General features: G+C 68.7%; 11 protein-coding genes. 4 read left to right on the top strand and 7 right to left on the bottom strand.

The window, feature by feature from the left end:
• Window positions 1–479: 479 nt before the first annotated feature.
• Window positions 480–1,412 carry a Ku protein gene (locus ACIA8E_RS39510; RefSeq protein WP_399306393.1) on the bottom strand — a complete coding sequence of 311 codons (933 nt, stop codon included), beginning with the start codon at window positions 1,410–1,412 and terminating at the stop codon, window positions 480–482.
• Window positions 1,413–1,982: 570 nt separating this feature from the next.
• On the opposite strand from ACIA8E_RS39510, the gene ACIA8E_RS39505 reads away from it, so the two are divergent.
• A complete protein-coding gene (locus tag ACIA8E_RS39505; protein ID WP_399306390.1) occupies window positions 1,983–3,161 on the top strand; it encodes a pyridoxal phosphate-dependent aminotransferase in 1,179 nt (392 codons plus the stop codon).
• Window positions 3,162–3,287: 126 nt separating this feature from the next.
• Here ACIA8E_RS39505 and ACIA8E_RS39500 read toward each other — a convergent pair whose 3' ends face one another.
• Together ACIA8E_RS39500 and clpB are read right to left on the bottom strand one after the other, a co-directional pair.
• Complete coding sequence (locus ACIA8E_RS39500; RefSeq protein WP_030929311.1) at window positions 3,288–3,845, bottom strand: YbjN domain-containing protein; 558 nt, start codon at window positions 3,843–3,845, stop codon at window positions 3,288–3,290.
• A 256-nt stretch (window positions 3,846–4,101) separates the two neighbouring features.
• Complete coding sequence (gene clpB / locus ACIA8E_RS39495) at window positions 4,102–6,699, bottom strand: ATP-dependent chaperone ClpB (RefSeq protein WP_399306387.1); 2,598 nt, start codon at window positions 6,697–6,699, stop codon at window positions 4,102–4,104.
• Between the two features lie 225 nt (window positions 6,700–6,924).
• Here clpB and ACIA8E_RS39490 point away from each other — a divergent pair, with 225 nt between their 5' ends.
• Window positions 6,925–7,347, top strand: coding sequence for a pyridoxamine 5'-phosphate oxidase family protein (locus tag ACIA8E_RS39490; RefSeq protein ID WP_030929307.1), 423 nt, complete (start codon window positions 6,925–6,927; stop codon window positions 7,345–7,347).
• A 119-nt stretch (window positions 7,348–7,466) separates the two neighbouring features.
• On the opposite strand, the gene ACIA8E_RS39485 is transcribed toward ACIA8E_RS39490, so the two are convergent.
• Together ACIA8E_RS39485 and ACIA8E_RS39480 are read right to left on the bottom strand one after the other, a co-directional pair.
• Window positions 7,467–7,787 carry a hypothetical protein gene (locus tag ACIA8E_RS39485; protein WP_030929305.1) on the bottom strand — a complete coding sequence of 107 codons (321 nt, stop codon included), beginning with the start codon at window positions 7,785–7,787 and terminating at the stop codon, window positions 7,467–7,469.
• Entirely contained in the window at window positions 7,784–7,972 is a 189-nt protein-coding gene (locus tag ACIA8E_RS39480; protein WP_352266733.1) for a hypothetical protein, read from the bottom strand. Before ACIA8E_RS39480 ends, ACIA8E_RS39485 begins: the two co-directional genes overlap by 4 nt.
• Before the next feature lie 110 nt (window positions 7,973–8,082).
• On the opposite strand from ACIA8E_RS39480, the gene ACIA8E_RS39475 reads away from it, so the two are divergent.
• Window positions 8,083–9,087, top strand: coding sequence for a helix-turn-helix transcriptional regulator (locus ACIA8E_RS39475; RefSeq protein ID WP_399306384.1), 1,005 nt, complete (start codon window positions 8,083–8,085; stop codon window positions 9,085–9,087).
• 237 nt (window positions 9,088–9,324) lie between these two features.
• A complete protein-coding gene (locus ACIA8E_RS39470; protein WP_399306381.1) occupies window positions 9,325–10,347 on the top strand; it encodes a LuxR C-terminal-related transcriptional regulator in 1,023 nt (340 codons plus the stop codon).
• Window positions 10,348–10,383: 36 nt separating this feature from the next.
• On the opposite strand, the gene ACIA8E_RS39465 is transcribed toward ACIA8E_RS39470, so the two are convergent.
• The gene (locus ACIA8E_RS39465) at window positions 10,384–10,830 is read right to left on the bottom strand and encodes a heat shock protein transcriptional repressor HspR (protein ID WP_030929299.1); all 447 of its coding nucleotides are present in this window, start codon (window positions 10,828–10,830) and stop codon (window positions 10,384–10,386) included.
• 1 nt (window position 10,831) lies between these two features.
• Window positions 10,832–12,022 carry a molecular chaperone DnaJ gene (gene dnaJ, locus ACIA8E_RS39460; protein ID WP_399306377.1) on the bottom strand — a complete coding sequence of 397 codons (1,191 nt, stop codon included), beginning with the start codon at window positions 12,020–12,022 and terminating at the stop codon, window positions 10,832–10,834.
• Window positions 12,023–12,060 lie beyond the last annotated feature (38 nt).

The raw sequence follows: 12,060 nt of genomic DNA, 5'->3' as shown, positions 1-12,060 counted from the left end.
AACCGACGCGACCGTCCTGCCCACCGAACTCACCGCATAGCCTCAAAACGAGATCACCGAGTGGCCGTCGATACACCACTCCAGCGGACGCGACCTCTGGGGGCCGTGATCTTCCCCGAAGATGCGCTGAAACACCGAGTCGATGGCACGGTGACGACCCCGGTTCCGACGATGAGATCAAGAAGGATGCGCGACACCCAAGATCGACCCCTGCCGCAAGAGCCGCCCGATCAGCAGCCAAGACGAGCGCATTACGTCCCGAGCCCCTCGCATCTGGCCGGGAAGGCACGCCTGACACCACCCCGGGCCCTGGACGCACGACGGCGCTCCCGCGTGAGTCCGGCGGCGGTCCAGTCGAAGGGACATCTGAGCCACCACCGGTACACCGATCCTCACGCCGGACCGAGATCCGTGCAGCTGGGCGAGTCCGATGCGTCCGCCGTTTCCTCGGTCCGGGGGAGCTGTCCGTGCTCGGGTAGTCAGGCGCTGCGAGGCTTCCGGCCAGCCGCCTTCTTCCCCGTGGTCTTCTTCGCCGCAGCCTTCTTGGCAGGCGCCTTCTTCGCCGTCTTCTTCGCGGCTGCCTTCTTGCGGGGCGTCATCTCGTGGACCGTGCCGTGCTCGTCGGACTCGCCGCGGGACGCCTTCGCCCTCTGTACGGACGCGTTCAGGGCGGCCATCAGGTCGACGACCTGGCCGGGCTGCTGCTCCTCGCCCTCGGCCGGCTCCGGGAGTTCCTTGCCCTCCGACTTGGCGGCGATGAGCTCTTCCAGGGCATCGCGGTAGTGGTCCCGGTAGCCACTGATGTCGTCGGTGGTCATGGAGTCCATCAGTTCCATGGCGCGCTGGATCTCGTCCTCGTCGAGGTCGATGGCGTCCGGGGCGAGTTCGTCCGGGGAGCGCACCTCGTCGGGCCACTTCATCGAGTGGAGGACGAGGGCGTCGTCGCGGACGCTGAGCAGGCCGAGGCGCTCCCTGTTGTGCCACGCGAATTTGGCGATGGCCGCCTTTGAGTTCCGCTCCAACGCGCGGCGTAGAAGCACGTACGGCTTGGCGGCCACGGCGCCATCTGCCGAGAGGTAGTAGCTGTCTGCGATACGGACGGGGTCGATCGATTCCCGGTCGACGAACGCCACGATCTCGATGGCCTTCGCGGTGGGCAGCGGCATCAGGTCGAGCTCTTCATCGGTGACCGGGATTGTCTGGTCCTTGGTGAGCTCGTACCCCTTGCCGATGTCGTCCTGCCCGAGCACTTCACCATCGATCTCGCAGACCTTCCGGGTACGGATTCGCCCCATGTCCTCCAGGTGGTACTGGTGGAACGAGATCGAGCGGTTCTCGGCGGCAGCCGAGACCCGGACAGGGATCGTGACCAGGCCAAAGCTGATGGCCCCGCTCCAGATCGTCGACGGCATGCATACCTCCAGGACCCCCCTGCGGGCCGGTCGGGCGGCAGTCCGGCCTCAGCAGGGAGAGACATCGGCCACCACCCGTACACCGATCCTCGTGCCGGACCGGGACCCGCGCACCCGGGCCGGCCAGATGCACCCGTCATCGCCCCGGGCCACCCTGGGGTGAGCGCCCCGATAGTCGTTCACGGCTCTCCCCCTCCGGCGGGCGAAGGATCGCCGTCAACGGGCACGACATGCGACCACCCGTCACGGCAACGGAGATGAACATGGCTACGGAAGAACACCCGGTGGAACGGTTCCAGCGCTTCGCGCGCACCGTCCTGGCGCACTGGAACGGAGGCCAGGCAGATCAGCACGACCCCGAGCGGGCCCAGGCCCTCGGACGGCCCCGCGCCCACTCCACCAGCGGGCCGGGCCGTCTGTGGGCCGTCCGAGGGCGGCCGACGACGACAGACAACGACAGCTGCCGATCACTCTCGCCGTGCTCAGCGACGGTCCTGTGGGTACCGCCGCAGGTGCGAATCCCCGAAGGTGAGTTGAGCAACCCCAGAGCTTCGGCACAGGATGGCGGTCATGACACAGGGACGACCGCTGCTCAACCGCCGCCTCGCCGAATTCGGCACGACGATCTTCGCTGAGATGTCGGCGCTGGCCGTACGGACCGGCTCCATCAACCTCGGCCAGGGCTTCCCCGACACCGACGGCCCCGAAGAGATCCGGGAGGCCGCGGTCCGTGCGCTGCGCGCCGGACACGGCAACCAGTACCCGCCGGGCCCCGGGGTCCCCGAGCTGCGCACCGCGATCGCCGCCCATCAGCAGCGGCGGTACGCGCTCACGTACGACCCCGACTCCGAAGTTCTCGTCACGGCGGGCGCCACCGAGGCCATCGCCGCCACCCTGCTCGCCCTCGTGGAACCCGGCGACGAGGTCATCGCCCTGGAGCCGTACTACGACTCGTACGCCGCCTGCATCGCCATGGCGGGCGGCGCCCGCGTCCCGGTCACCCTGCACCCGGAAGCGGAGAGCGGTACGTACCGGCTCGACCTCGACGAGCTGCGCGCCGCCGTCACCTCCCGCACCCGGCTGATCCTCCTCAACACCCCGCACAACCCCACCGGCACCGTCCTGACCCGCGAGGAGCTGGCGGCGATCGCCGAACTTGCCTGCGAGCGGGACCTGCTCGTCGTCACCGACGAGGTGTACGAGCACCTGGTCTTCGAGGGGGAACACCTGCCGATCGCCGGCTTCCCCGGCATGCGCGAGCGGACCGTGACCATCGGTTCGGCGGGCAAGACGTTCTCGTTCACCGGGTGGAAGGTGGGCTGGGTGACCGCGAGCCCCGGGCTGGTGACGGCGGTCCGCTCGGCCAAGCAGTTCCTGACGTACGTCTCCGCGGGCCCGTTCCAGTACGCCGTCGCCGAGGCGCTGAACCTCCCCGACAGCTACTTCGAGGGGCTGCGCGCGGATCTGCGGGCCAAACGGGATCTGTTGAGCGGCGGGCTCGCCGAGGCCGGTTTCGAGGTGTACCGGCCGGCCGGGACGTACTTCGTCACCACCGACATCCGCCCGCTCGGCGGCGGGACCGACGGCTTCGCCTTCTGCCGCGCGCTGCCCGAGCGGTGCGGGGTCGTCGCCATCCCCAATGCGGTCTTCTACGACGATCAGGAGGCCGGCCGCAGCAAGGTCCGATTCGCCTTCTGCAAACGCGAGGACGTTCTGCGCGAGGCCGTTTCACGGCTCAAGGGCCTGTAACTCCAGGGGAATTCACCATGCCGGAGTTCGCCTTCGTCCGGCATGTGGAGCGACAGAAGCCCGGCCGGAGGCGGCGGTCGTGGTGACCGTCGCCCCGGCCGGGCTGTCGTTCGCAGGCGCTCCGGATCAGGCGCTCGGCGCCGCGTCGTCGCCGTCGGTCTTCTTCTCGGCCGGCTCCAGGCCAAGACGCTCCAGCAGCCACTTGTCGAACTCGATCGAGGCCCGCACCCAGCTGACCGTCGACGAGACGAAGTGCTCCAGGCTGACGCCCGTACCGATGAGCATCTGCGCCTCACCGATCAGACGGACCGAGGTCTCGGTGTCCTCGGCGCCTTCCTCGGCCTCGTGGACGTGCGTGTAGACCTTCGGCCACAGCGTGCGGCGGTTCCAGTCGTCGATCGCGTCGAGGAGGACCGGACGCTGGTCCATGGCGTGGGGGCGGTCGTAGAACGTACGCACCGAGAAGACCTGCTGCTCGTCCTCACCACGGAACATGAAGTACGTGCGGAACTCTTCCCACGGCGCCGCGAGGTCGCCCTCGTCGTCGACGACGTACTTCAGCTCCATCTGCTCGAGGAGCTGCTTGACGAGGTCCTGGTCAGGGACGACGGGGCCCTCCGGTCCTGCCGCCTGCGGTTCGGGCTGGCCCCCGAAATTCGGAATCGAGGACGGGTCGATGCTCACCGTGAATTTCCCTTCGTACGGTTGCCGCCATCCTCCCCCATGGCAGGCGGGGGATGGCAACCCCCAGCTGGGCCGATCAGCTACAGGCTGACACGATCCGGCCCGCGCGGTGCTCCGGGGGGGGCCGGTCCGGAGGAGGGAATGTCATGGAAGGAACACTCGGACGGACTTTTGCGGGCCCGGACAGCCGTGTACGAGGACGGAGGACACCGCCCTCGTGCACGTCAGCCCGTTCGGCGTCCGCCCGCCGGGTCCGTCACCGCACGGCGCCCACGATCAGGCCGGCCTCCTCGTCCTCCCCGAACACGTCCACCCGTACGGTGTCGCCGTCCCTGACCTCGCCCGCGAGGATCTCCTTCGCGAGCCGGTCACCGATCGCGGTCTGGATGAGGCGACGGAGCGGCCGCGCCCCGTACGCCGGGTCGTTGCCCTCCTTCGCCAGCCAGGCCAGCGCGGCCGGGGTGACGTCGAGGGTGAGCCGCCGGTCGGCCAGCCGCTTGGCGAGCCGGTCGATCTGGAGCGCGGCGATGTGCGCGAGCTCGTCGCCGGAGAGGGCGGAGAAGACCACCAGGTCGTCGAGCCGGTTGAGGAACTCCGGCTTGAACGAGGCGCGTACGGCCTCCAGGACCCGCGCCTTCTTCTCCTCCGGCTTCATCAACGGATCGACCAGGAACTGGCTGCCCAGGTTCGACGTCAGTACCAGGATGGTGTTGCGGAAGTCCACCGTCCGGCCCTGGCCGTCGGTGAGCCGGCCATCGTCGAGCACCTGGAGCAGGATGTCGAAGACCTCGGGGTGGGCCTTCTCCACCTCGTCCAGCAGGATGACGCTGTACGGACGGCGGCGGACCGCCTCCGTGAGCTGGCCGCCCTCCTCGTACCCCACGTAGCCGGGCGGGGCACCGACCAGCCTGGCGACGCTGTGCTTCTCGCCGTACTCGCTCATGTCGATGCGGACCATGGCCCGCTCGTCGTCGAACAGGAAGTCGGCGAGCGCCTTCGCCAGCTCGGTCTTGCCGACACCGGTCGGGCCGAGGAAGAGGAACGATCCGGTGGGCCGGTCCGGGTCGGCGATACCGGCCCTGGTGCGGCGTACCGCGTCCGACACCGCCTGCACGGCCTCGGTCTGGCCGATCAGCCGCCTGCCCAGCTCGTCCTCCATGCGCAGCAGCTTCTGCGTCTCGCCCTCCAGGAGCCGTCCGGCCGGGATGCCCGTCCAGGCGCCGACGACATCGGCGATGTCGTCCGGGCCGACCTCCTCCTTGACCATGGTGTCCTTGGCGGCCTCCTGCTCCGCCTCGTCGGCCTCCGCGAGCTCCCGCTCCAGGCCCGGGATCTCCCCGTACAGCAGCTTGGAGGCGGTGTCGAAGTCGCCGTCGCGCTGGGCGCGTTCGGCCTGGCCGCGCAGGTCGTCGAGGCGCTCCTTCAGCTCACCGACGCGGTTGAGGCTCTGCTTCTCCTTCTCCCAGCGGGCGGTGAGGCCGCGCAGCTCCTCCTCCTTGTCGGCGAGGTCGCGGCGGAGCTTCTCCAGACGCTGGACGGAAGCGGCATCGGTCTCGTTCTTCAGCGCCAGCTCCTCCATCCGCAGGCGGTCGACGGCGCGCTGCAGTTCGTCGATCTCGACGGGCGAGGAGTCGATCTCCATGCGCAGCCGGGACGCCGCCTCGTCGACCAGGTCGATGGCCTTGTCGGGGAGGAAGCGGGAGGTGATGTAGCGGTCGGACAGGGTCGCGGCGGCGACCAGCGCGGAGTCCGCGATCTGCACCTTGTGGTGCGCCTCGTACCGTCCCTTGAGCCCGCGCAGGATCGCGATGGTGTCCTCGACGGACGGTTCGGCGACCAGAACCTGCTGGAAGCGGCGCTCCAGGGCGGCGTCCTTCTCGATGCGCTCGCGGTACTCGTCGAGCGTCGTCGCGCCGACCATCCGCAGCTCACCACGGGCCAGCATCGGCTTGAGCATGTTGCCGGCGTCCATGGCGGAGTCGCCGCCCGCCCCGGCGCCCACGACGGTGTGCAGCTCGTCGATGAACGTGATGATCTGCCCGTCGCTCTCCTTGATCTCGGAGAGGACGGACTTCAGCCGCTCCTCGAACTCACCGCGGTACTTGGCCCCGGCGACCATGGCCCCGAGGTCCAGCGAGACGAGCCGCTTGTTCCTCAGGCTCTCGGGCACGTCGCCCTTGACGATGCGCTGAGCGAGCCCTTCGACGACGGCCGTCTTGCCGACGCCGGGCTCGCCGATGAGCACGGGGTTGTTCTTCGTACGCCGCGACAGGACCTGCACGACGCGCCGGATCTCGTGGTCACGCCCGATGACAGGGTCGAGCTTGCCCTCGCGCGCGGCCGCCGTGAAGTCGGTACCGAACTTCTCCAGGGCCTTGTACTGGCCCTCCGGGTCGGGTGTGGTCACCCGGCGCCCTCCCCTGCTCTTCTCGAATGCGTCCAGCAGCTTCTTCGCACTGGCACCCTGCTGGGTGAGGATCTCACCGGCGCGGCCGCCCTCGGCCGCGATACCGATCAGCAGATGCTCGGTGGAGAGGTAGTCGTCGCCGAGCTCCTTCGCGCGCTGCGCGGCGTCGGCGATGACGGCGAGCAGCTCACGGTTGGGCTGCGGCGGGGCGACGGTCGCCCCGGTGACGCTGGGCAGCGACGCCAGCAGCCGGTCCGTCTGGGTCCGTACGGCGACCTGGTCGGCGTCGACGGCGGCCAGCAGGTCGGTGATGTTCTCGTTGTCCTCGCCCTCCAGCAGAGCGAGCAGCAGGTGCCCCGGGGTCAGATCGGCGTGCCCGTCCTTCACGGCCCTGCTGGTGGCCGCATTGATGGCGTCCCGGCTCTTGTTGGTCAGCTCGGCGTCCACGTGCGCTCTCTCCTCCTTGCGGTGGCTGGTCCGTCCCATCCTTCGCGACAACTGACTCAGTCAACGTCCACAAAGTTGAGTCTATTCCACTCAAGGCGGGATCCTGGCGAAAACCACCGGACTCCGGCAGCAACCACCGACAGAAACCCGCTCGTGTCCGAGTCAACCGGCCGGACAACCCCTGCGCCACCGCAGGGCCGGGCGACGGCTGCCTACCCTTTGCTCATGGCCGTAGACGTACGCAACCCCAGCCCCGAGTACCTCGCCTTCTGGCGCGAGTACCACGTGTGCACCCTGACCACCCTCCGCCCCGACGGCACCCCTCACGTGGTGCCGGTCGGTGTGACGTACGACCCCGAGGCCGGGCTCGCGCGCATCATCACCAACAAGAGCAGCAGAAAGGTCGCCCACGTCCTGGCCGCCGGCCCGGACGGGGCACGGGTGGCGGTCTGCCAGGTCGACCGGGGCCGCTGGGCGACGCTGGAGGGCCGCGCCACGATCCGCACGGAACAGGATGTGGTCGACGACGCCGTACGCCGCTACGCGGAACGCTACGAGCGCACCCCGGCACCCAACCCGGACCGGGTCGTCATCGAGATCACCCTCGACCGGGCCCTCGGGAGGGGCGCACCGGTCCGCACGGCCTGACCGCCGGCAGCTCCCGGCCGCCCGAACCCGGACAGCACAGCGGCGCCACCGTGTTCAGGTCACGATGGCGCCGCTGTGTGGGGGAAGTGTCTGAGCGACATGGAACGACGGGGGATCGCTCAGGCACTGCGGGGGGTGGCGGTGATGGTTTCGGGTTCGATCAGCTGGTGGTCACGCTGATCGAGGTTGACGAAGATCATTCCGTACCGGATGGCACAACGAACGGGCTGCGGCGCCCCGCGGGGGCGACGAAGGCATCGGTAGGCGCGAACCTCTTCGTCGTCCTCCAGGACGACGACGATCGGCTCCCCGAGCAGGGTGACCATCAACGAATCGCCATGGCGGGGGAGTGCCGTGAGCAGATCGATGAAGTGCCACCCTGAGCGGTATGCGGAGGCCATCTCCCGCCGGAAAACCCGGTCGTCCGGCGGGATGGTCATGCGCCCGCCAGATTCACTGGAATGCTGTCCCAAGCCAGGTCGGGCGGCGCCACGGCTTGAACCTGCACGCCCGCCGCCTCACTGGGCGTACTGTCCCAAGCCAGGTCCATGGCGCTCAGCGCTCCGAACGTCAGCCCGGCGGAGAAGGCCGCAGCAAGCACCGAGCGAAGCATTTTCTTACCCATAGTCGGCTTCGTCCTCACTTCCAAGGTTTCCTCTCCCCCGCAGAACTAGACGATTGCTCATCCAGGCACGTCAATGCCACAGAAGCGATGCATCATGTTCCTGCTGATTCATGTTCCTGGGGGGTGGAGAATTGACCACAAAAAGCAAAAATGCGACACATCCCCACCCTGTCAGCGCTCTGTGTGACGAGGGGGCACGGCTTTACGCGAGCGCGCTGAGCGTGGGCAAGATAGCTCGCACCGAGGTGGGGTCCGCCCCCTGCCTCCTGGAATTCGCGCTGCTTCATCCCGATCCCGACGACGCCACCTGGCTCCGGCCGGTGCCGCCGGCCGCCGCGCTGACACAGCGGCTCCACCCGATAGAGCGGGAGATCCAGGACCGAAGACGGCTCTCGGTCGAGCTGACCGATGCTTTTGAACCGTTCATGGCCATCAGCGCCCAGACACCGCCGACCACGCACGCGATCACGGTGCTCGAAGGCATCGACCGCATCAATGCGTCCATCGAGCTCGCCATGGCCGAGTGCCGGTCGGAAGTACTCACCATCCAGCCGGGCGGCGGTCGCAGCGAGGGCGCCCTCAACATCGCGGTGGAGCGCGGGAACATGCTCACCCAGCGTGGCGTAGGCATGCGCTCCCTCTACCAGCACACCGTCCGGCACAGCCACGGAACCCTCAGCTACGCGGCGCGCATGGCCTCGGACAAGGTGGAGATCCGCACCCTCGAAGAGCTCATCGAACGGCTGATGATCTTCGACCACACGGTCGCATTCATCCCTGCCACGGACGACCGGCAAGTGGCGCTGGAGCTAAGGCACCCGGGCATGGTGGAGTACCTCGTCAAGGTCTTCGAGCAGTTCTGGCGACGCGCGGTCCCGCTGCAGGATGAAGTCCCCTACGAACCCACCCCCGAAGGCATCTCCGGCGTACGTCATTCGATCGCGAAGCTGCTGGTGGAGGGCCATGTCGACGAGGCCATCGCCCGCCGTCTCGGCATGAACGTACGCACCTGCCGCGCGCACATCGCCAAGCTCAGCTCCGCGCTCGGCAGCAACAGTCGTGCGCAACTCGGCTACCTGATAGCGCAGTCCGGGATCCTTGAGCAGGATCACTGACCCGCCGCGTGCATCGCCGCTGCGCAACCACTGTGTGTGTCGGTGTTCGACATGGCGTCCGACCTGCTTCCTTCGTGACGGCGAGCCGTGACCGCGCAACGGGGGAGAACACAGCCACGACCCCATGACCCTTGTGCTCCCGAGGAGTTCATCACCCCCGACACAGCAACACTCCCCCAATGACTACGCTTCCACCACCGTCAGCTTGTTGCACTGTAAAAAGTGGGGGGCCCTCAGATGGCCGTAGACAGGGAAGTTCCGGTCCACCCGCATGATGCGCGAGAGCTGTGCGACTCCGCGATCCAGCTCTACGCCGAGGCACTCCGCAAGGGGCGGATCCCACGCGCCGACCTCGCACCAGCCCCGTGCCTCATCGACATGGCACTGGTCCACCCCGACCCCCGGGACGACGCGTGGATGCGCCCCGTGCCACCGTCCGCCGCCCTGGCACATCTGCTGCAGCCCGTCACCCGCGAGATCCACGAACGGATAAGGCGCACCGCGGCCCTCGCGGACTCGCTGGCCCCCCTGGCTTCGGTGGTCAGTGAGGACCCCAACCTCGCCATCACCGTCATCGAGGGAAAGCCACAAATCAGGGCAGCCGTCGGCGACGCGACGGCGGGAGCATCGAGGGAGGTGCTGACGATGCAGCCAGGCAGCACCAGACCCTTCAATCAAATGCCGGAGGCGCTGCCCCGCGCCCTGTCCATGATCGAGCAAGGGGCCAGCCTGCGACACATCTACCAGCACTCGGCCCGGTACGCTCCCCGACTCAAGGAATACCTGGCCCAGGTCCCCGCGGATCGCCTCCAGGTACGCACCGTCGAACAGACCGTGGAACGACTACTCATCTTCGACCACGCGGTCGCCTTCATTCCCGCAAACGCCGTGCGGGACGTCGCCCTGGAAATCCGCCACCCCGCCCTGATCCGCTTCCTGATCCAGATGTACGAGGTCCTGTGGGCGCAGGCCACTCCCCTCACCCAGCAACTGCCCGCATCGTCCCCCGGCACCCCCGTCACCGCCGTACAACGCAGCATCGCGCGCCTTCTGGTCGAGGGCCACGTCGACGACGCGGTGGCCCGCAAGCTGGGCGTCAGCGTCCGCACCTGCCGGTCCCACATCGCCAAACTCATGCAGGCACTCAACGCCTCCAGCCGGACGCATCTGGGCGCGCTCATCATCCAGTCGGGCATCGCCGACCCGGACGGCGCCGCCGCCCGCACCGACGCGGAAGGCCCGCCACCCGTTTCCGGGTGACGGGCCTCGGCCGTCTTACGTGCGCCGTAACCGCGCCTATTCCTTCGGCCTCTTCGGCCGCCAGACCACCAACGCACTGGTCTGCTGCACATCCTGATACGGCACCAGATCACGCCGGTACGACGCATGCACCTGCGCCTCGCGCTGCTGCATCGCCGCCGCCGCGCCGTCCACTGCCGCGGAGAGTTCGGCGACGCGCTGCTGGAGCGCGGCCACCTGGTTCTCCAGCTCGATGATGCGCTTGATGCCCGCCAGGTTGATGCCCTCGTCCTGCGACAGCTGCTGCACGGTGCGCAGCAGCTCGATGTCGCGGGCCGAGTAGCGCCGGCCGCGGCCGGCCGTGCGGTCCGGGGAGACCAGACCGAGGCGGTCGTACTGGCGCAGTGTCTGCGGATGCAGGCCCGAGAGCTGGGCCGCGATCGAGATCACGTACACCGGTGAGTCATCGGTCAGTTGGTACGGATTACGTCGTCGGCCGTCCACATCATGCTCCCTTCGCGGCCTGGAACAGCTCCGCCCGCGGGTCCTCCCCCGCGGTCGCCTTCCGGTAGGCCTCCAGCGCGTCCTGCGCCTCGGGACCCAGTTCCTTCGGCACGGCCACCTCGACGGTGACCAACAGGTCGCCCCGGGTGCCGTCCTTGCGCACCGCACCCTTGCCCCGGGCGCGCATCGTACGCCCGTTGGGGGTACCGGCCGGCAGTTTCAGGGTGACCGGAGGTCCGCCGAGCGTGGGGACCTTCACCTCGCCGCCGAGCGCCGCCTCCACGAAGGTGACGGGCACGGTGACCGTGAGGTTGTCGTCCCTGCGGCCGAAGACCGGGTGGGCGTCGACATGGACGACGACGTACAGATCGCCGGCCGGGCCGCCACGCTCGCCCGGAGCGCCCTTGCCGCGCAGCCGGATCCGCTGACCGTCGGAGACGCCCGCCGGGATCCTGACCTGCATGGTGCGCGACGAACGCGCCCGCCCACTGCCCTTGCAGACATCGCACGGGTCCTGGGCGATGAGGCCCCGGCCCTTGCAGTCCACGCAGGGATCGGTGAGCGAGAACCCGCCGCCGCTGCCACGCGACACCTGGCCGGTGCCGACACAGGTCGGGCAGACCCTCGGGGTGCCGTTCTTGTCGCCGGTGCCCGAACACGCCTTGCAGGGCGCCTGGCTGGACATCCGCAGCGGGACCGTGGCCCCGTCGACCGCCTCGGTGAAGCTGAGCGTCACCTCTGACTCGATGTCCTGGCCGCGGCGCGGCTGCACACGTGTCCCCGCACCGCCGCCCCGGTTGAACAGGCCGCCGAATACATCGCCGAGACCGCCGCCACCGCCACCGAAACCACCGGGGCCGCCGGCTCCGCCGCCCTGGGTACCTCCGAAGAGGTCGCCCAGGTCGAAGTTGAAGTTGCCTCCGCCACCACCGGGACCGGCCCGGAAGCCGCCGTTGCCGAAGAGGGCGCGCGCCTCGTCGTACTCCTTGCGCTTCTTGGAGTCGCCGAGGATGTCATTGGCCTCGGAGATCTCCTTGAAGCGCTCCTCCGCCTTGTCGTCGCCCTTGTTCGCGTCCGGGTGGAACTCGCGGGCGAGCTTGCGGTACGCCTTCTTGATCTCGGCGTCGGTGGCGTCCTTGGGGACGCCGAGGACCTTGTAGTAGTCCTTCTCGACGAAGTCCTTCGTGCTCATCGACGTCCCTCCTTCCGGACGATCGGCCGGGCGACCGG

The organism is Streptomyces sp. NPDC051664 (assembly GCF_044453545.1).
Lineage (GTDB): Bacteria > Actinomycetota > Actinomycetes > Streptomycetales > Streptomycetaceae > Streptomyces.
The sequence above is the reverse complement of the archived record's forward strand: the minus strand, read 5'-3'. Positions and strand labels throughout refer to the sequence as shown.

What these genes read in the sequence shown, in the direction of transcription:
- ACIA8E_RS39510 (WP_399306393.1), bottom strand. Translation starts at nt 1,412, where the DNA reads ATGCCGTCGACGATCTGGAGCGGGGCCATCAGCTTTGGCCTGGTCACG.
- ACIA8E_RS39505 (WP_399306390.1), top strand. Translation starts at nt 1,983, where the DNA reads ATGACACAGGGACGACCGCTGCTCAACCGCCGCCTCGCCGAATTCGGC.
- ACIA8E_RS39490 (WP_030929307.1), top strand. Translation starts at nt 6,925, where the DNA reads ATGGCCGTAGACGTACGCAACCCCAGCCCCGAGTACCTCGCCTTCTGG.
- ACIA8E_RS39485 (WP_030929305.1), bottom strand. Translation starts at nt 7,787, where the DNA reads ATGACCATCCCGCCGGACGACCGGGTTTTCCGGCGGGAGATGGCCTCC.
- ACIA8E_RS39480 (WP_352266733.1), bottom strand. Translation starts at nt 7,972, where the DNA reads ATGGGTAAGAAAATGCTTCGCTCGGTGCTTGCTGCGGCCTTCTCCGCC.
- ACIA8E_RS39475 (WP_399306384.1), top strand. Translation starts at nt 8,083, where the DNA reads ATGTTCCTGGGGGGTGGAGAATTGACCACAAAAAGCAAAAATGCGACA.
- ACIA8E_RS39470 (WP_399306381.1), top strand. Translation starts at nt 9,325, where the DNA reads ATGGCCGTAGACAGGGAAGTTCCGGTCCACCCGCATGATGCGCGAGAG.
- dnaJ (WP_399306377.1), bottom strand. Translation starts at nt 12,022, where the DNA reads ATGAGCACGAAGGACTTCGTCGAGAAGGACTACTACAAGGTCCTCGGC.